The organism is Streptomyces sp. NBC_01276 (genome assembly GCF_041435355.1).
Taxonomy (GTDB): Bacteria; Actinomycetota; Actinomycetes; order Streptomycetales; family Streptomycetaceae; genus Streptomyces.
Map to the genome: position 1 here is coordinate 2429439 of NZ_CP108442.1, position 19505 is coordinate 2448943.

14 protein-coding genes are annotated in these 19505 nt (G+C 72.4%); 5 read left to right on the top strand and 9 right to left on the bottom strand.

Annotation, left to right across the window (positions count from 1 at the left end):
- Positions 1 to 57: 57 nt before the first annotated feature.
- The gene (locus tag OG295_RS10200; RefSeq protein ID WP_266842390.1) at positions 58 to 597 is read left to right on the top strand and encodes a WcaF family extracellular polysaccharide biosynthesis acetyltransferase; all 540 of its coding nucleotides are present in this window, start codon (positions 58 to 60) and stop codon (positions 595 to 597) included.
- A complete protein-coding gene (locus OG295_RS10205; RefSeq protein WP_371676589.1) occupies positions 594 to 1718 on the top strand; it encodes a glycosyltransferase in 1125 nt (374 codons plus the stop codon). The genes OG295_RS10200 and OG295_RS10205 overlap by 4 nt, the downstream gene beginning before the upstream one ends.
- 22 nt (positions 1719 to 1740) lie before the next feature.
- Here the strand turns inward: OG295_RS10205 and OG295_RS10210 are convergent, their stop codons facing one another.
- From OG295_RS10210 to gmd, 4 genes are all read right to left on the bottom strand, one after another.
- Positions 1741 to 1956, bottom strand: a complete 216-nt coding sequence (locus OG295_RS10210; protein WP_371676590.1) for a hypothetical protein — start codon at positions 1954 to 1956, stop codon at positions 1741 to 1743.
- 114 nt (positions 1957 to 2070) lie between these two features.
- Positions 2071 to 2760: a hypothetical protein gene (locus OG295_RS10215; RefSeq protein WP_371676591.1), complete on the bottom strand. Its 690-nt coding sequence runs from the start codon at positions 2758 to 2760 to the stop codon at positions 2071 to 2073.
- Positions 2761 to 2838: 78 nt separating this feature from the next.
- Complete coding sequence (locus OG295_RS10220) at positions 2839 to 5613, bottom strand: LamG-like jellyroll fold domain-containing protein (protein WP_371676592.1); 2775 nt, start codon at positions 5611 to 5613, stop codon at positions 2839 to 2841.
- A 246-nt stretch (positions 5614 to 5859) separates the two neighbouring features.
- Entirely contained in the window at positions 5860 to 6873 is a 1014-nt protein-coding gene (gene gmd, locus OG295_RS10225; RefSeq protein WP_030235965.1) for a GDP-mannose 4,6-dehydratase, read from the bottom strand.
- Positions 6874 to 7206: 333 nt separating this feature from the next.
- Between gmd and OG295_RS10230 the strand changes: the two genes are divergently transcribed.
- Entirely contained in the window at positions 7207 to 8157 is a 951-nt protein-coding gene (locus tag OG295_RS10230; RefSeq protein WP_371676593.1) for a GDP-L-fucose synthase family protein, read from the top strand.
- A 14-nt stretch (positions 8158 to 8171) separates the two neighbouring features.
- Here the strand turns inward: OG295_RS10230 and OG295_RS10235 are convergent, their stop codons facing one another.
- On the bottom strand, positions 8172 to 9659 hold the full coding sequence (locus tag OG295_RS10235) for a sugar transferase (protein ID WP_371676594.1): 1488 nt from the start codon (positions 9657 to 9659) through the stop codon (positions 8172 to 8174).
- Between the two features lie 382 nt (positions 9660 to 10041).
- Here OG295_RS10235 and OG295_RS10240 point away from each other — a divergent pair, with 382 nt between their 5' ends.
- A complete protein-coding gene (locus tag OG295_RS10240) occupies positions 10042 to 12315 on the top strand; it encodes a M4 family metallopeptidase (protein ID WP_371676595.1) in 2274 nt (757 codons plus the stop codon).
- A gap of 189 nt (positions 12316 to 12504) precedes the next feature.
- On the opposite strand, the gene OG295_RS10245 is transcribed toward OG295_RS10240, so the two are convergent.
- Together OG295_RS10245 and OG295_RS10250 are read right to left on the bottom strand one after the other, a co-directional pair.
- Positions 12505 to 13008, bottom strand: coding sequence for a hypothetical protein (locus OG295_RS10245; RefSeq protein WP_371676596.1), 504 nt, complete (start codon positions 13006 to 13008; stop codon positions 12505 to 12507).
- A gap of 166 nt (positions 13009 to 13174) precedes the next feature.
- Positions 13175 to 14692, bottom strand: a complete 1518-nt coding sequence (locus OG295_RS10250) for an MFS transporter (RefSeq protein ID WP_371676597.1) — start codon at positions 14690 to 14692, stop codon at positions 13175 to 13177.
- A gap of 141 nt (positions 14693 to 14833) precedes the next feature.
- On the opposite strand from OG295_RS10250, the gene OG295_RS10255 reads away from it, so the two are divergent.
- Positions 14834 to 15838, top strand: coding sequence for an Lrp/AsnC family transcriptional regulator (locus OG295_RS10255; RefSeq protein WP_371676598.1), 1005 nt, complete (start codon positions 14834 to 14836; stop codon positions 15836 to 15838).
- Between the two features lie 10 nt (positions 15839 to 15848).
- On the opposite strand, the gene glgP is transcribed toward OG295_RS10255, so the two are convergent.
- Together glgP and OG295_RS10265 are read right to left on the bottom strand one after the other, a co-directional pair.
- Positions 15849 to 18485, bottom strand: a complete 2637-nt coding sequence (gene glgP / locus OG295_RS10260) for an alpha-glucan family phosphorylase (RefSeq protein ID WP_371676599.1) — start codon at positions 18483 to 18485, stop codon at positions 15849 to 15851.
- 109 nt (positions 18486 to 18594) lie between these two features.
- Positions 18595 to 19500: a hypothetical protein gene (locus OG295_RS10265; protein ID WP_371676600.1), complete on the bottom strand. Its 906-nt coding sequence runs from the start codon at positions 19498 to 19500 to the stop codon at positions 18595 to 18597.
- Between the last annotated feature and the right edge of the window lie 5 nt (positions 19501 to 19505).

The following is a 19505-nucleotide window of genomic DNA, read 5'->3' on the forward strand; positions in this document are numbered from 1 at the left end:
AGTCTGAGCGTTCCGCGCCCGGGGAGGCGCGTCGGGGTGGACGACGAGGGGCGACTGTTGCGTGATCTTCCTGCCTTCACGCTGGCCGGCTACGACAAGGGGCGCGGCCTGCTGACCCAGGCCCTCTGGTTCGCGGTGATGAACACGCTGTTCATGGCGTGGTTCTGTCCCGCCCGGCTGCGGGTCGCGCTGCTGCGGGCGTTCGGGGCGCGGATCGGCGAGGGGGTGCTGATCCGCCACCGGGTGCGCGTGCTGTGGCCGTGGAAGCTGACCGTCGGGGACCACACCTGGATCGGCGAGGGCACCTGGCTGCTGAACCTGGAGCCGGTGACCATAGGCGCGAACGTCTGCCTCTCGCAGGAGTCGATGCTGTGCACCGGCTCGCACGACCACCGCGCCGCCGACTTCCGTTACCGCAACGCCCCGATCGTGGTCGAGGACGGCGCGTGGGTGGCCGTACGGGCGACGGTGCTGGCGGGCGTGACCGTCGGGCGGTGCGCGGTGGCGGGCGCCGGATCGGTGGTCCACAAGGACCTGCCGGAGCTGACCCTGCAGACCCAGGACGGGCGTCGCCGCCCGGTGGAGGAGCCCAAGTGAGTGCCGCCCCGAAGGTCCTGCACGCCGTCACCCTGCACTCCCCCTCCCACGCCTTCGGCGGGCCGGTGCGGGTGGCGCTGAACCTGGCCAAGGGGCTGCGTGCGCGCGGCCACGAGGCCCGGCTCCTCGCGCTGGGCGAGGGCTTCGACCCGTGGCCGGACTCCGTGGAGGGGGTGCCCGCCAAGCTGTTCCCCGCCCGGCGGATCCTGCCGCTCGGCTTCAGCGGGATGACCTCGTCGGCCCTGCTGGCGTCGGCGGGCCGGCTGGTGCGCGAGGCCGACCTGGTCCACGTCCACCTCGCCCGGGACCTGGTGACCCTGCCCGTGGCGCTCGCCGCGCTGCGGGCCGGCAAGCCGTTGGTGCTGCAGACCCACGGGATGGTGGACCCAAGCGAGAAGGCCCTGGCCAAGGTGCTCGACGCGGTGGCGGTACGCCGCCTGCTGCGCGGCGCCGACGCCGTGCTGTACCTGACCCCGCACGAGCGGGCGGGGCTGGAGGCGGTGGTGCGCGGGCCGCTGCCCCGGGCCGTCCGCCTGGTCAACGGCACTCCGGCGCAGGAGGAGCGCCCGGCCCCGTCCGGGCCGCCGCGGATCCTGTATTCGGCCCGGCTCCAGGCCCGCAAACGGCCGGTGGACTTCGTGGACGCGGCCCCGGCCGTGCTGGCCGCGCACCCGGACGCCCACTTCGTGGTGGCGGGCCCGGACGAGGGGGAACTGGCGGCGGTCCGCGCCCGGATCACCGGCCTGGGTCTGTCGGACCGCTTCACGGTGCCCGGGGCCCTCTCCGGCGCCGAGGTCCTCGCGGAGCTGCGCCGGGCGCACGTCTACGTCCTGCCCTCGGTGGACGAGCCGTTCCCGATGTCGGTCCTGGAGGCCCTCGCGGTGGGCGTCCCCCCGGTGGTGACCCACTCCAACGGCCTGGCCCGGGACATCGCGGCCGCCGGCGCCGGGCACGCCGTGGACCCCGGAGCGGCAGCCGTCGCGGAGGCCGTCATCGCCCTCCTGGGCCCGGCCGCCAACGCGGCGGCCTCGGCCGCGGCCCGCGAACTGGCCGCGATGTCCTTCTCGATGGACGCCGTCCTGGACACCCTGCTCCCGGTCTACCGGGACATCGCCCGCTGAGCCCGCCGGGTGGGGGCGGGGGTCAGAGGACGTCGCGCCGTTCCTCCACCACCGGGACGGCGCCCATCGCGCGGCGACGCTTGAGCACGCTCGCGTAGACGCCGAGGCCCACCGCCCCCGCCACCATCATGATCACGCCCACCACGTCGAGGTTGACGCTCTCCATCTGCCAGTCGCTCGCGAAGGTGAGGATGGCCCCCACCACGATCAGGGCGATGCAACCGCCTATGCCGCGCATACCGTTCGCCTCCAGACTGTTCGGCGTGTGGCCACGCGGTTACCCGGGCGCGGGACGTGAAAACGCCGCCGCCCCGGAACCGGGCGGCGGCGTCCTCGTGGCGGACCGGTGTGCCTACGCGGGCACCCAGGCGTAGCAGCCCGTCGAGCGGAACTCGGAGGTACCGGACGGGACGGTGGCCGTGATCCTGTCACCGGCCTTGGGCGGGTTCTCGGGGCCCGAGGCCAGGATCGCGCCGTCCTTGCCCTTCGCCTCCCAGGTGCAGGTGGAGCTCTGGGTCAGCGCCCGGTAGGTACCGGGGGCCGGGGTGGTCCGGGGGGAGTCCCCGAAGCCCTTCTCCGCCACCGCCAGCACCGGCTTCTGCTCCGGGCACAGGAGGTTGATGGCGTCCTTCGCCCCGGTGACGTCCCCGGAGATGATGGCGGCTGCCGCCGCGTCCTTGTCCCGCTTCGCGGTGCGCTCCACCCGCTGGCAGGTCTCCTGACCGGTCTGCAGGACGACCGCCGGATCCATCTTCTCCGGGACGCGTCCGCTGAGGTACTGCTTCTCGTTCTCCTTGAAGCTGCCCGTCTTCGGGGTCAGCTTCGCGTCCGGCAGGACCGGCCCCGTCGGCTTCGCGTCGGGCGACGCGGCCGTGGTGGGCGCCGTGGAGGCGTCCGCGGGGTCCGGGACCGGGCTGGAGGCCGGCGGCTTCGGCTTGCCCGCCGCGTCGGCGGAGGCCTTGCCGTCGCCGTCGGAACTGCAGGCGGTCAGCGTCAGGGCGGCCGCCAGGAGGACGGCGGCCGCGGCGGAGCGTCGGTACATCAGGTGGCTCCCCTACGGGGTCGGAAAGGCGTACGGGGCCCGCCGTGTGCCGGCCGGGCCCCGTACGCCGTCAGGCGGTTACTTCGGGCCGAAGGTGAGGATCAGCTGCGGAGCGGCGTCCGCGGCCGTCGACTCCGCGGACCACAGCCACATCGCGTCGGTGCCCGTGCTCGTCAGGCCGAGGCTGTAGCTGCTGCCCAGCACGGCGGAGACGGCGGTGGTGTCCAGCTCGACGTTCTGCACGGCCGAACCGTCCGGCACGCCCGAGATGGAACCGAGCGGGGCGGTGCCGAGCGTGGGCTTGGTGTTGAACGTCGTGCCCGTGCCGCTCCAGGTACCGGTGACCGGGACCACGGAGACGGTGTCGGCGGTGCCGGCCCCGGCCTGCGTGGAGGTCTTGAACTGGAGGGAGGCGCTCTTGAGGACCTGCCCGGACGGAGCCGCCGGGAGGGTGAAGCGCAGGTACGACTCGTACGCCGAGGTACCGCGCACCGCGAGCTGGGTGGAGGTGCCGTAGGCGGTGCTCGGGGCGCCCTGGTTGATGTAGGTGTCCTCGGTGGCGACGACCTTGGAGACCGTGTCGACGGCGGCCTTGGCCAGGTCGAAGTGGGACTTGACCTGGGCCTGGGTCAGCGCCGAGGGGTAGACGGCCGTCTCGTCGATGGTCCCGGCGAAGAAGTTGCTGGTCGGACGGGACGGCCAGCTGCTGAGGTTGTCGCCGCCCACGTGCCAGAAACCGGCGTACGGCGTGGAGTTCGTGGCACTGTTCGTGCCCTTGTTCTGGCCGTCGACGTACAGCGTCATGCCGCCGGGGCCCTGCGTACCGACGACGTGGTGCCACTTGTTGTCGTTGTACGTCTCGAACAGGCCGGTGGAGATGGTGCGGGCGGAGCCGTTGTAGACGCCGAAGACCAGACGACCGGTGTTGGTCATGTAGATCTGCTTGTCGTACGACCCGCTGCTGTTGACGGTGTTGTTGCCGAAGCCGATCAGCTTGCCGCCGCGGGTGGTGCCGGTCTTGAACCAGGTCTCGATGGAGTACGCGGCGCCGACCGTCTGGCGGTGGTCGCTGTACACCTGCTGGTTGGTGCCGTTGAAGCCCATCGCCGTGCTGGTGCCGGTGATGGCGCCGGGGCTCTGGCCCAGGGCCGGGGCGCTGACCTGGACGCCGCCGGTGTTGCCGGAGACCGAGGAGTCGGCCACGTACGGGCTGACGGTGTCGTCGTAGCGCCAGTAGAGGTTGGCGCCGTCCGCGCGGACCTTGTCCGGGTAGGCCTGGACCGAGGTCGGGACGGTCACGGAGACGTTCGCCGACAGCGCGCTGGTGTTGCCCGCGCCGTCGGTGGCGGTCACCCGGTAGCTGTAGGCCTGGCCCGCCTTGACGGTGGTGTCGGTCCAGGAGGCCTGCGGGCGCTCCCACTCCAGGGACTCGGCCGAGACCGTGGCGATCGGGGTGCCCGAGCCGTTGCGGTAGATCCGGTACGTCAGCTTGCTGTCGTCCTGGTCGTAGCTGGTGCGCCAGCGGACCTGGGCCTCACCGGGCTTGACGCTGCCGGCGCCGGCGATCGGGGTGGTCGGGGCACCGACGTCACCGGTGGACGCGAAGCGGGTCAGGCCCTGCTGCGCGCGGCCGTTGATGAGGGTGAACTCACCGCCGACCCACATGTACTTGACGTCGTCCTTCTCGGCGATCGACATGACGCGCGGGCCGATGCCCTCACCGATGCCGTCGTTCGCGGTGGGGTGCCATCCGAGCTTCGGCGGGCTCTGCACGAAGCCGTCCACGGGCGCGGGGGCGGCACCCTTGTGGTCGGTCTGCTGGGCCAGCAGGAAGTTGCGCTTGCCGTCGGGGAACTGGCCCTCCAGCGAGCAGTCGTGCGCGTGCGAGGAGCTGTAGAGCACCCCGTCGTACGGCAGCACGTACTGGGTGGCGCCCAGGCAGCGGTCGCGCCACTTCTCGTTGAAGTTGGTGTCGAGGCCGATGCGGCCGTCGAAGACGCCGCCGCCCGAGCCCTCGTTGCCGGTGTAGTAGCCCGTCGCGTCGGCCGCGATGTGCTTGACCACCGAGTTGGAGGGGATGTTGGAGTAGGTCTTGGCGACCGCGCCGGTGGTGGCGTCGACGACCGCCAGCGCGTGCGTGTTGGAGCCGTTGACCGAGAAGAAGTCGCCGCCGAGCAGGACGTTCTTGCCGTCGTTGCTGACCTGGATCGCGCGGCCCGGCTCGTCCGCGTTGGCGGTGAAGGGCCTCAGCGCGCCGGAGCCGGCGTCGACCGCGGCGAACCGCTCGCGGGTCTGCCCCTCGACCGTGCCGAAGTCGCCGCCGATGTACAGGGTGTCGTCGGTGACCGCGAGCGCCCGGACGGTGGCGGGGACGCTCGGGTGGAACGATGCCTTGGGGGCGCAGGTCTCGATGTCGATCGCCGCGAGGCTGGAGACCGGGGTTCCGTTGACGGCGCCGAAGTAGCCGCCCGCGTACAGGGTCTTCTTGTCCTTCGACACGGCCAGCGCCCGCACCGTCGCGGTGCCGTCGCCGACGGTGAAGGCCAGCTTGCAGGAGGTGGGGTTGCCGGTGGCGGCGTCGAGCGCCACGAAGTTCACGGCTTCCTGCTCCGTGCCGGCCGCGGCGTCGGGCGGGCGGACCGCCGAGAAGGTGCCGCCGGCGAAGACGGTGCCGTTCGCCTGCTCCATGGCGAAGACGACGCCGTTGGGCTGCCAGGTGGGCAGTTCGTCGGCGGTGAACGCCACGGGCGGCGTGATGGCGGACGCCTGGGGCATCAACACCAGGCCTATTCCGGTACCGGCGCCGGCCAGTGACAGGGCGAGGGCAGCAGTCAGCCCTCTGGATCTACGCATGAGCCCCCCAGGGCAATCGCCCGGCTTGATGGCTGGAACTATCCGAACAGCCATATGTACTGGCGCAGACTAGGGCTCACGCGCCGCCCTGGTCACCTCAGTTGACCCCCTGCATACCAAATTGGAACCAACAGGGTGCAACGCGGAGGACACACTTCGGACATACGGCAGGTTTGTCCCGGCCAAGACCGCGGAAGGTCGCGGTGATGACCGGGACACGGCAAATCGTAGGCGAAGCGCGAGGCCTCAGCGGTCGATACGGACGCTCGCACCCGCCAGTTGGTCCTCGACCTGACGGATGTCGGCGTCCACCATGATCCGCGCCAGTTCCGGCACCAGGACCGACGGCTTCCAGCCAAGGAGCTCCTGCGCCTTGGAGGCGTCGCCGATGAGCGCGTCGACCTCGCTCGGCCGTTCGTACTTGGGGTCGTAGCGCACGTGCTCGTTCCAGTCGAGGCCCGCGTGGGTGAAGGAGGACTCGACGAACTCGCGGACGGTCGCCGCCACTCCGGTGGCCACCACGTAGTCGGTCGGCTCGTCCTGCTGGAGCATCCGCCACATCGCGTCGACGTACTCGGGGGCGTAGCCCCAGTCGCGGACGGCGTCGAGGTTGCCGAGGTAGAGGTGGTCCTGGAGGCCGGCCTTGATGCGCGCGACCGCCCGGGTGATCTTGCGGGTCACGAACGTCTCGCCGCGGCGCGGGGACTCGTGGTTGAAGAGGATCCCGTTGACCGCGAACATGTCGTACGCCTCGCGGTAGTTGACCGTGGTCCAGTACGCGAACACCTTCGCGGCGCCGTACGGGCTGCGCGGGTGGAAGGGGGTGCCCTCGTTCTGCGGGGGTGGGGTCGCTCCGTACATCTCCGAGGACGAGGCCTGGTAGATCCGGGTGTCCACCCCGCTGGCCCGGATGGCTTCCAGCAGCCGCAGCGCGCCGAGGCCGGTCACGTCGCCCGTGTAGAGGGGAGCGTCGAAGGAGACCCGGACATGGGACTGGGCGCCCAGGTTGTAGACCTCATCGGGGCGTATGTCACGGAGCAGGTTCACCAGGGCCACGCCGTCGGAGAGGTCGGCGTGGTGCAGGACGAAGGACCGGTTCGCGGTCTGCGGGTCCTGGTAGACGTGGTCGATCCGCTCCGTGTTGAAGCTGGAGGACCGCCGCACGAGCCCGTGCACCGTGTAGCCCTTGGAGAGCAGGAGCTCGGCGAGGTACGAGCCGTCCTGTCCGGTGACGCCGGTGATCAGTGCGGTCTTGCCCATGGGGTCCCCCAGGTTGTCGTTGCTGTCGTTCGTGTTCAGGCTGTGTCTGGCCTGGCCGGCCGGGTGTGAGGTGCGGGAACGCGCCCTCGGGCCGAGGCTGGATGCGTACCGTACTGCCCTGTTGGGGCTGCTTGGCCTCCGGGGCGCTCAAGCCCCTTCGGATCGGGAGCCCCGTGCGAGCCGCGGGCGGAGGCCGGAAGGCCGGGCCGCACATCGGACTGGTGGACCATCAGGATCGTGGCAGCGAGCGGAAACCGGGCGCCGCAGCGGGCCCGGGGCCCGGAGGGTGGGCTCCGGGGAACACCCCGGCACCGGACTGGCATCATCGGCGGTATGACAAGTTCGCCGCTCCTGCCCCCGCACGCCCGCGTCTTCGTCGCCGGACACCGTGGCCTCGTGGGGTCCGCGGTGGCCCGCCGGCTCACCGCCGACGGCCACGAGGTGCTCACCCGCGGCCGGGCCGACCTCGACCTGCGCGACGCCACCGCCACGGAGGCCCACCTGCGCGACGTGCGCCCGGACGCGGTCGTGCTGGCCGCCGCCAAGGTCGGCGGGATCATGGCCAACAGCACGTACCCGGTGCAGTTCCTGGAGGACAACCTCAGGATCCAGCTCAGCGTCATCGCCGGCTCGCACGCCGCCGGCGTGGGCCGCCTGCTCTTCCTCGGGTCCTCCTGCATCTACCCGAAGCTCGCCCCACAGCCGATCCACGAGGACGCCCTGCTGACGGGCCCGCTGGAGCCCACCAACGAGGCGTACGCCCTCGCCAAGATCGCCGGCATCGTGCAGGTGCAGTCCTACCGCAAGCAGTACGGGGCCTCGTACGTCTCGGCCATGCCCACGAACCTCTACGGTCCGGGCGACAACTTCGACCTGGAGTCCTCGCACGTCCTGCCCGCCCTCATCCGCCGCTTCCACGAGGCCGCCGCCGAGGGTCGTGACGAGGTCACGCTGTGGGGCAGCGGCACCCCGCGCCGGGAGTTCCTCCACGTCGACGACCTGGCGGCCGCGTGCGCGGTGCTGCTGGAGCGCTACGACGGGGACGAGCCCGTCAACATCGGCTGCGGCGACGACCTGACCATCAGGGCGCTCGCCGAGACGGTCGCCGAGGTGACCGGCTTCGAGGGCCGGCTCGCCTGGGACACGTCCAAGCCGGACGGGACCCCGCGCAAGCTGCTCGACGTCTCGCGCCTGACCTCGCTGGGCTGGAAGCCGGGCATCCCGCTGCGGGACGGCATCGCCGCCACCTACCGCTGGTGGCTCGACCAGGGCCGGCAGGGCTGACCCCATCACGGCCCTCAGTACGCCCCGCGGCCGTCGACGACGGCGCGGAGCGTACGGCCCATCACGTCGACGTCGCTGGTGAACGACCAGTTGTCGACGTACTGGAGATCAAGCTGAATCGTTTCGTCCCAGGAGAGGTCGGAGCGCCCGCTGATCTGCCACAGGCCGGTCATCCCGGGCCGTACGGTGAGCCGGCGCAGCTCGACCTCGTCGTACTCCGCCACCTCCTCCGGCAGCGGGGGGCGCGGCCCGACCATGGACATACTGCCCGTCAGTACGTTGACCAGCTGGGGGAGTTCGTCCAGCGAGGTGCGGCGCAGCAGACGGCCCACCCGGGTCACCCGGGGGTCGCGGCGCATCTTGAACATCAGGCCGTCGTTCTCGTTGGCCCCCGTCAGCTCGGCCTTCAGCAGGTCGGCGTCCACCACCATCGTGCGGAACTTCCACATGACGAAGGGCTCACCGTCGCGGCCGATCCGGCGCTGGCTGTAGAAGGCCGGGCCGCGCGAGCCGAGCCGGATGGCCAGCACGACGGCCAGGAACAGCGGTGACAGCAGGAGCAGTCCGACGCAGGCGCCGAGGCGGTCCAGCACCGACTTGAGCAGGGTCTGCACCCCGCGGCGCACGGGCGGCGCGACCCGCAGCACGGCGAGTCCGCCGGCGGACTCGGTTTCCAGCCGCTTCACGGATATTTCCACCAGCCCGGGGAACACGGCGAGTTCGAGGCCCTCGTCGTGCAGGACCCAGGCCACCCGGCGCAGCCGCTCCCCCGAGATCCGGGCACCCGGCGCCACCAGCACCAGGTCGGCGTGGTGACTGCGGACGGCGCCCAGCACCGGGGCCCAGTCGCCGTTCGGGGCCTCGGGCATCCCGCGGTCCAACCGGGCCGCGACCGGGACGCCGCTGGTCAGGGAGCCGTCGCCGACGGCGACCACGCCGACGACGACGTACGGGTGGTCGGTGCGCGCGGCGAGGTGCGCGATGACGTGCTCGGCGGCCTCGGGCTCGCCGATGACCAGGACCCGGCTGACGGCCTGGGCCTCGCGGCGGGCGGCCGACAGGTGCCGGTAGGTGAGCTTGTGGCAGGCGACCGTGACGAGCAGGGCGGGCAACAGCGCTCCGAGGGCGGCCAGTCGGGGGGTGCTCTCCCCCGTCATCACCCGGGCGACGGCCAGGATTCCGATCAGAATCAGCCAGTCGTGCACGACGGGCAGTACTCCGCGGGATTCTCCCAGTGCCCGGGAGGAGTAACGTCGTCTCAGGCCCTGCACGCCGGTCCACGCGAGGGCGGCGGCGAGCGCGCAGGAGACCGGCCTGGCCTGCTGGGCGGCGTCGAAGACCAGGCCGACGGGCATCGCGGCCCCGACGAAGTCGGCCGTCACCGCGGCCGGCAGGTACCAGCGGGCCTTGTCACCGCGGCGTCGCGCAGGGGCGGTTGTCGTCCCCTCCGCATCCGCGGCCGTTCCGGCCACACTTTGCGCAGGAAAACGGACATGCCTCATGGGCCCCCCTGGCACGTGGTCTATGTCGGTGGTGCCTGCCCGCGGCTTCCCCTGGCAACGGGCGTCTGTCGCACCGGGAAACAGTACGACAAACACCCGTACGTTTAATGCCGTTCGGGTGAACGAGGCCTCTCGTTGCCCAAGCGTTAAATACCGGTATCAACTATTCCGGATCCTGGAGCCCCCCTTCCCACACGAAGGTGAATGGTTCGGATACCGGATACGTCTCTTCGGACAACGGACTGTTTCCGGCCAAACTTTTGACGCGGCCCTGACATCACAGCCAACTGATGGCACTCTTCGATCCGTTCATCGCACCAGCCCTGATCTGCCCGGAGGCCCACCCAGCCATCCGGAACCCCCCTTGCAGAAGGAGTCTGCGTTGAGTTCCACCCCCCAGAGGCGTGCCACTGCGGCCGGAGCGTTCGTAGCCGCGGCAGCCCTGCTCGCCGTAGGTATACAGGCCGGTACCGCCACCGCCGACGCCACCGCGTCGCAGGCCGCCAAGGTCGCCCAGCCCAATCCGGGCGCGGCCAATCTCGTACTCAGCGCTTCGGAGCGTGCGACGCTCCTGGCAGACGCCAACTCGACCACCGCGCAGGCCGCCAAGGCCCTCGGTCTCGGCAGCGGCGAGAAGCTCGTCGTCCGCGATGTGGTCAAGGACGCGGACGGCACCACGCACACCACCTACGAGCGGACCTACAACGGTCTGCCCGTCCTCGGCGGCGACCTGACGGTCCACGCCAAGGGTGGTGTCACCAAGAGCGTCACCAAGGCCACCAACCACGAGATCAAGGTCGCGGACACCTCCGCCACCGTGACCCCGTCGGCCGCCGAGGGCACCGCCTTCGCCGCGCTGTCGGCCAGCGGCGGCAAGGACGCCAAGGCCGAGCAGGGTGCCCGCAAGGTGATCTGGGCCGCCGAAGGCGCCCCGGTCCTCGCCTACGAGACCGTCGTCGGCGGCTTGCAGAGCGACGGCGTCACCCCGAGCAAGCTGCACGTGGTCACCAACGCCAAGACCGGCGCGAAGATCACCGAGTGGCAGGCCATCGAAAAGGGCATCGGCAACACCGAGTACAGCGGCCAGGTCACCCTGGGCACCTCGCAGTCGGGAAGCAACTACACGCTGACCGACGCGACCCGCGGCGGACACAAGACGTACGACCTCAACGGGGGCAGCTCCGGCACCGGCACGCTCTTCACGAGCACGTCCGACACCTGGGGCAACGGTCTTCCCTCCAACCGTCAGACCGCCGGCGCCGACGCCGCCTACGGTGCGCAGCTGACGTGGGACTACTACAAGAACGTGCACGGCCGCAACGGCCTGCGCAACGACGGTGTCGCCCCGTACAGCCGGGTCCACTACGGCAACGCGTACGTCAACGCCTTCTGGGACGACGGCTGCTTCTGCATGACCTACGGTGACGGCACGGGCAACAACCACCCGCTGACCTCCATCGACGTGGCCGCGCACGAGATGACCCACGGCCTCACCTCGGTCACCGGCAACATGACCTACAGCGGTGAGCCCGGCGGCCTGAACGAGGCGACCTCCGACATCATGGCGGCGGCCGTCGAGTTCAACGCCAACAACGCCAACGACGTCGGTGACTACCTCGTCGGCGAGAAGATCGACATCAACGGCGACGGCACGCCGCTGCGCTACATGGACAAGCCGAGCAAGGACGGCGGGTCCAAGGACGCGTGGTACTCCGGCCTCGGCGGCCTCGACGTGCACTACTCGTCGGGCCCGGCCAACCACGTCTTCTACCTGATGTCCGAGGGCTCCGGCGCCAAGGTCATCAACGGCGTCAGCTACGACTCCCCGACCTCGGACGGCCTCCCGGTCACCGCGATCGGCCGTGACGCCGCCGCGAAGATCTGGTTCCGCGCGCTGACGGTGGGCTACTTCAAGTCCAACACCAACTACGCGGCCGCCCGTACGGCGACCCTCCAGGCCGCAGCCGACCTGTACGGCGCCAACTCGGTCACGTACAACAACGTGGCCAACGCCTGGGCCGGCATCGCCGTCGGCAGCCGCCCGGCGCCCTCCGGCGTCTCGGTCACCCCGATCGCCAACCAGACCACCCAGATCAACACCGCTGTGAGCCTTCAGGTCCAGGCGACCAGCACCAACCCGGGTGCGCTGAGCTACGCGGCGACCGGTCTGCCGGCCGGCCTGTCGATCAACTCCTCCACCGGCCTGATCTCGGGCACGGCCACCACCGCGGGCACGTCCAACGTGACCGTCACGGTGACCGACTCGGCGAGCAAGACCGGTACGGCGTCCTTCACCTGGACGGTCGGCACCGCCCAGCAGAACGTCTTCGAGAACACCAACGACTACGCGATCAACGACAACGCGACGGTCGAGTCCCCGATCACCGTGACCCGCTCCGGCAACGCCCCGAGCACCCTCAAGGTGGACGTGGACATCAAGCACACCTACGTCGGTGACCTGCGGGTCGACCTGGTCGCCCCCGACGGCACCGTCTACAACCTGCGCAACCGCACCGGCGGCAGCGCGGACAACATCATCCAGAGCTTCACCGTGAACGCCTCCTCCGAGGTCGCCCAGGGTGTCTGGAAGCTCCGTGTCGCGGACCTCGCCACCATCGACACCGGCAAGATCGACAGCTGGAAGCTCACCTTCTGACCCCCACGAGGGGCGCCGGTGAACCAGAGCTGAACCGCTAGATCACGGGGCCGCCCGGGAGAGAGACCTCCCCGGGCGGCCCTGTTCCATGCGGCGCGTCGGCGGGAGCCGGCCGCCGCTGAGGGCGTACGACGCGACCGGGCCCGGCACCCTTCGCGGGGTGCCGGGCCCGGTCGTCCGGTGCGCGGGTCAGCCGACGGAGCGGAAGACCCGGTTCATGAGGCCGCCGGCCCGGTGCTGGGCGTGGCGCGGGCCGCCACTGCGGTCCTCGTCCTCGCGCTCGTCCCGGTCGTCCCGCTCGCCGCGGCCGTCGTGGCGGCCGTGGTGCTCGTCGGACGGCTTGAAGAAGACCGAGCGGACCCGCAGGTCGTGCGCCCGCTCGCCCGGCTCCAGGACCTCCTGGGGCTCACCGCCGCAGCTGCCGTCCTCGAAGAGCAGCGCCGTCGACTCCGTGTCGTTCTTCACGGCGAAGGCCGGGTGGCGCTGCGCGTGGGTCAGCCGGTAGCAGGTGTCGTTGTCCGCGGGATGGATCTGGGCGTTGCGGACCTCACCGTCCCCGTCGGTGAACCGGTAGTGGAGGGTGCCGAGGCTGTCGTGGTCGCGGTCGTGGCCGGAGGCGAGGGCCTGGCCGGCGGTGGGGACGACGAGCGCGAGGGAAGTGAGGAGGGCGGCGGCGGTGGTACGAAGGCGCATGGAGGAGTCCGTTTCTCGGGTTCCAGGGGTGCCGGTCCGGTGGGCATCCGCGGGCAGCGTAGGAGCCGACCGGGCCGCCGACACGGTTCGGCATGCGCAGCGCGTTCGAAGGTTCACCCTCCCGGAGCGCCCCGTGGGCCATCCGCCGACCCCGTACGACGCATCCTCAGACGGAGGCCCGGCCGGCGGAGCCGGCCGACGCCGGAGCGGAGGCCTGGGCCGGGACCCGGGCGTCGGCGGCCGGGCGGCGGATCAGCAGCGCCACCGCCAGCGCGCCCGCCAGACCCATCACCCCCGAGGCCAGGAACGTCTCCCGCAGCCCGCTCGCGAAGGCGGCCTCCACCCACCGCGCCGCGTCCGGGGCCTCGGCGAGCAGCCGTCCCGCGCCGCCGGAGGCCAGTACGTCGGCCGTCGCGCGCGGCCGGTCGCCGAGCCCGGAGACCAGCCCGGCGTGGAACACCGCGCCCAGCACCGCGATCCCGAGGGCGTTGCCCAGCTGCCGGGACGTGTTCAGGGCGCCGCCCGCCATGCCGGCCCGGGCCGGCGCCACCGAGGCCATCGCGACGGCCGCCAGCTGAGGGGTGGCCATCCCGACGCCGATGCCGGTCAGGACCAGCCCCGGCACCAGCGCCGTCCAGCCGTCGCCGGCGTCCGTCATCCAGGCCTGGAGCAGCGCCCCCGCGCCGATCAGCAGCAGTCCGCCGGCGATGGTCAGCCTCGGCGGCGCCGCGTGCAGCAGCCGCCCGGCGACCGCCGAGACGACGAAGGCGGCCAGGCTCATCGGCACCAGCACCAGACCCGCCTGGACCGGCCCCATGCCTTCGGCGGACTGGAGCCACAGGGAGACGTACATCAGGTACGAGAAGGCGGCCCCGGACAGCAGCATGCCGCCCGTCATGACGGCGACGAAGTTCGGGCTGCGGAAGAGCGATAGGTCCAGCATCGGCTTGGTGCTGCGCAGTTCGACGAGGACGAACGCGGTGAAGGCGACGGCGGCCAGCCCCAGCAGGCCGAGGGTGGCGGCGGAGGTCCAGCCGTTCTCGCCGACCCGGATCAGCGCGTAGGTCAGGGCCCCGGCGCCCGCCGTGAAGGCGGCCATGCCCGGCAGGTCCAGGCCCGTGGCCCGCGGGTTGCGGGACTCGGCCACCGCCTTGACGGTCACGTAGACGGCCAGGGCGCAGAAGGGCAGGTTGATGAAGAAGATCCAGCGCCAGCCGAAGTGCTCGGTCAGCAGCCCGCCGACGATCGGCCCGGCCGCGGCCGCCGCGCCGTTGACGGCTCCCCAGACACCGAAGGCGATCCCGCGGTCGCGGCCCTGGTAGGCGGAGCTGAGGAGGGCCATGGTGGTGGCGAACATCGCCGCGCCCCCGAGTCCCTGGACGGCGCGGAAGGCGATCAGGGCCCCCGGACCGGTCGCCAGACCGCAGGCGAGGGAGGCGGCGGCGAACACCGCGAGCCCGCCGAGGTAGACGCGGCGGCGTCCCATCCGGTCGGCGAGCGAGCCCGCGCCGAGCAGCAGGGCGGCCAGGGCGAGGGCGTAGACGTCCATCACCCACTGGAGTCCGGCGAAGCCCGTGTTCATGTCCTCGGCCATGTCCGGCAGGGCGACGGTCACGATCGTGACGTCGACCAGCAGCATGAAGGCCCCGAGGCACACGGCCGTCAGGGGGAGCCATTTGCGCATGGGGGTTCTCCTCGGTCGCTGATCCCGGGAAAGGCGTGGATCCCGGTGCCCCCAAGGTCTCAGTGCCCGGCGCCCACCCCCACACCGGCCGGCCCTCCCTGACGGATTTCTCCCATGGGGGCGCCTGCGATGATGGAAACCATGAAGGATGTGGAGCTGGACGCCCTCGACCGGTCCCTGGTGCAGGCCCTCGTGATCGACGGCCGGGCCCCCTTCAACCGGATCGCGGAGGTGCTGGAGGTCTCCGACCAGACGGTCGTACGCCGCTACCGCCGCCTGCGGACCGACGGCCTGGTCCGGGTCGTCGGGCTGCCGCAGGGCAGCCGCGTCGGCCTGTTCGAGTCCTGGTTGCGGGTGCAGTGCGCCCCCGATGCCGCGCTCCCGGTGGCGGAGGCGCTCGCCCGCCGTCCGGACATCGCCTGGGTGACCCTGAACTCGGGCGGTACGGAGATCCACTGCATGACCCGGGCCCGGACCCGCAAGGACCGGGACGCCCTGCTGCTGGAGAAGCTGCCGCGCACCCGCCGGGTGACCGGCATCAGCGCCCACACCATCCTGCGGAAGTTCTTCGGCGGGCCCGACGCGTGGCCGGGCGTGGACGTGCTGCGGCCCGACCAGATCGCCGCGCTGGAACGTCCCCCCGTCGAGCCCGGTCCGCAGCGGTACGTCCTGGACGAGACGGAGCTGGCGCTGCTCTCGGTGCTGGGCCGGGACGGCCGCGCCGGGTATCCGGACCTGGCCCGCGCCACCGGCCTGTCGGAATCGACCGCCCGGCGGCGGGTGGAGCGGCTGCGCGATCTGGGGGCGATCTTCTTCGACGTGGAGTTCGTCCCGTCGCTCTTCGGCAACGAGGCGGAGGCCACCTTGGTGCTGACCGTCCCCCCGGCCCGGCTGGCGGAGGTGGGCGACGCGCTGGCGGGCCACCGGGAGGTGGCGTTCGCCGCGGCCGTGACGGGGGCGGCCTCCCTGATGGCCGTGGTGGTGTGCCGGGACACCGACGCGCTCTACACGTACCTGACCGAGCGGATCGGCGCCGTGGACGGCGTCGGCCAGGTGGAGGTGATCCCGATCCTGCGCAGCGTGAAGCGGGCCGGGATGCTGGTGGAGGACGGGCAGCGGCTGGTGGACCCGCCGCCCGCCCCCTGACGGCACCGCGTCAGCGCAGCACCACACCGCCCATCGGTTCGGCGTCCACCGGGGCGGCGACCAGTCCCAGTTCGGCCGCCGTCGCCAGCAGCGGGTGGCTCGGCAGGACCCGCACGGTGTAGCCGAAGGGCCCCGTGCGGTCGAGGGCGAGCGGGCCCTCGTAGACCCAACGGCCCTCCAGGTCCGGGCCGGCTGCGGGCTTGAGCGGGAAGGTCCGCGCGTCCCGGATCACGTCCTGCGCGTCGACCCGGCCCGCGACGGCCTGCACCTCCACGTCATCGGGTGCCAGCGAGTCCAGCGCCACCCGGACCCGCAGGGTGAGGGTGGCGCCCAGCTCGGCGGTGCCCCCGACGGGCGCCGCGGCGACCGCCTCCACGTGCTCGACCGCCACCCGCGGCCAGGCCGCCCGGACGCGCCCCTTCCACCAGGCGAGGTCCCGCGCGGCGGCGGGGTCCAGGGCCCGGTGGGAGAGGGCGGCGGGGGCGTAGAGCCGCTCCACGTACTCCCGCACCATCCGCCCTGCGAGCACCTTCGGCCCCAGGGACACCAGGGTGCGGCGGACCATCTCGATCCACCGCACGGGCAGCCCGGTCCGCCCGTTGCGGTCGTAGAACCGGGGTGCGACGCGGCTCTCGATCAACTCGTAGAGGGCGCCCGCCTCCAGGTCGTCGCGCCGGTCCTCGTCGGTGCCGAGGCCGTCGGCGGTGGGGATCGCCCAGCCGAAGTCGGGCTCGAACCACTCGTCCCACCATCCGTCGAGGACGGAGAGGTTGAGGCACCCGTTGAGGGCCGCCTTCATCCCGCTGGTGCCGCAGGCCTCCAGCGGCCGCAGCGGGTTGTTCAGCCAGACGTCGCAGCCCGGGTAGAGCTTCTGGGCCATGGCCATGCCGTAGTCGGGCAGGAACACGATCCGGTGGCGCACCCGCGGGTCGTCGGAGAAGCGCACCAGTTCCTGCACCAGCCGCTTCCCGCCGTCATCGGCCGGGTGCGCCTTGCCCGCGACGACGATCTGAACGGGCCGGTCCGGGTCCAGGAGCAGCCGGCGCAGCCGCTCGGGATCGCGGAGCATCAGCGTGAGCCGTTTGTACGAGGGCACCCGGCGGGCGAACCCGATGGTCAGCACGTCCGGGTCGAGGACGGAGTCCACCCAGCCCAGTTCGGCGTCGGCGGCCCCGCGCTGCTTCCACGAGGCCCGCAGCCGGTCGCGCACCTCCTGCACCAGTTGCTCGCGCAGCGCCCGGCGTACGTCCCACACGTCCTGGTCCGCGATCTGCGCGACCGCGTCCCAGCGCGGCGAACCGCCGACCGCGAGGGCGTCCTCGGTGCGGCCGGGCCCGATCTGGCGGGCGCCGAGCCGCATCACCTCGGGGGCGACCCAGGTCGGGGCGTGCACCCCGTTCGTGACGGACGCGATGGGCACGTCGGCCGCGTCGAAGCCAGGCCAGAGCCCGGCGAACATGCCGCGGCTGACCGCCCCGTGGAGGGTGGAGACCCCGTTGGCGCGCTGGGCCAGGCGCAGCCCCATGACGGCCATGTTGAACACCCCCGGGTCGCCGCCCGGGAAGGTCTCGGCCCCGAGCTCCAGGATCCGGTCGACCGGTACGGAGGGCAGCTCGCCGCCCTCGCCGAAGTGCCGGGCGAGCAGGGAGCGCTCGAAGCGGTCGATGCCCGCAGGCACGGGGGTGTGCGTGGTGAACACGGTCCCGGCGCGCACCGCCTCGACGGCGGCGTCGAAGCCGAGCCCCTGCTCCCCTTCCAGTTCCCTTATGCGCTCCAGGCCCAGGAAGCCGGCGTGGCCCTCGTTGGTGTGGAAGACCTCCGGGGCGGCGTGCCCGGTGATCCCGCAGTAGGTGCGCACGGCGCGGACGCCGCCGATGCCGAGCAGCATCTCCTGGAGCAGGCGGTGGTCGCTGCCGCCGCCGTAGAGCCGGTCGGTCACCTCGCGGGCGGCGGCGTCGTTGTCCTCGACGTCGGAGTCGAGCAGCAGCAGCGGCACCCGCCCGACGCGGGCCTGCCAGATGTGCGCGTGCAACGACCGCCCGCCCGGCAGGGTGAGCGACACCCGGGCGGGAGTCGTGTCCTCGTGGCGCAGCAGGGTCAGGGGCAGTTCGTGGGGGTCGAGGACGGGATAGTGCTCCTGCTGCCAGCCGTCGCGGGAGAGGGACTGGCGGAAGTAGCCGTGCCGGTACAGCAGCCCGACACCGATGACGGGGACGCCGAGGTCGCTGGCGGCCTTCAGGTGGTCGCCGGCCAGGATCCCGAGGCCGCCCGAGTACTGCGGCAGCGCTGCGGTGATCCCGAACTCGGGGGAGAAGTAGGCGATGGCGGCGGGGAGCTCGGCGGTGTTCTCCTGGCTCTGGTACCACCTCCCGCCGTGGACGTAGTCGTCGAGGTCGGCCACGGCGACGGCGAGCCGCCGCAGGAACCGCCGGTCGGCGGCGAGTTCCTCCAGCCGGGCGGCGGGCACGGACCCGAGCAGCCGGACGGGGTCGCCGCCGGCGGCCTGCCAGCCCTCGGGATCGACGGATTGAAAGAGTTCGCGGGTTTCCGTATGCCACGACCAGCGCAGGTTGCGCGCGAGTTCGGCGAGCGGCATCAGGGGTTCGGGGAGGACGGGGCGCACGGTGAATCGACGGATGGCCTTCACGTGTACCACCTTCGCAGGGGATGACGGATAGGAGCGGCCGCACCACGCTGTGCACCCGCGCAACGCCCCCGGAAGGCTAGCGTCGGCTCCGGCCCCGGGCCATCCCGCCTCAGCCCGTGCGGTGCGGACCCAGCAGGGCGTCCAGGCAAGTGCGGGGCCGGGCGGGGAGGGTGGCGGCGTCCAGGGTGTGGAGGAGCGCGAGGGCCGGGGGGCCGAGGAACGGGGACAGGCTCAGGAGGGCAGCGAGCTCGGACTCCAGGGCGGACGGGTCGGGCTCGGTGGCGGCGGCGCGGGCGAGGGCGGCGCAGAGCATCCGGCCCGTCTCCGGGTCCGCGGCGGCCGCGCCCGGCCCGCCGGTTCCGGCGGCTCCTCCCGGGCCCGCCGCTCCGGCCGCTCCTGAAGCTCCGGCAGCCCCTGCGGCCCCGGCGGCGGCCAGGGCGCGGACGCGGGGGTCGGGCGCGCGCAGCCCGCGTACGCACTCCCGCGGGCGGGGGTCGGCGTCGAGGCGCTCCCACTCCCCCAGGCCGCGCGCCCCGGGCCCGGAGAGCAGCACCCGTCCGGTGTACCCGGAGTCGAGGCGGTCGGCGGCCCGGCCGTAGAGCTCGATGCGCTCCAGTACGGTCCACGCCCCGTCCGGGGTGCGCAGCCGCAGCCCGGTGCGCGGGGCGCCGCGCAGGCAGCGCACGACGGCGAGGGTGGCGGCGCCGCTCGGTCGCACGGGCGCGGAGATCTGGAGCCGGCCGGCCCGCGCGAGGAGCCGGGCGAGCACCGGGGAGGCGGAGCGGACCAGGCCGAGCCGGTGCAGGTCCTCGTCGGTGAGTCCCGCTTCGACGGCGGGCAGCGCGTCGAGCTGGGCCGCGAGCGCGCCGGGTTCCGTCTCGGCGCCGACGGCCCGCACGAGGGCCGCGCCGATCGCCTCCTCCGCCTCCGGCTCCCACACCCGTTGCGCCACCCGGCGTGCGGCGGCCTCCCGTTGCCGGGGGTCGGGATGTCCGAGCTGCTCCGTCAGACCCATGCCGG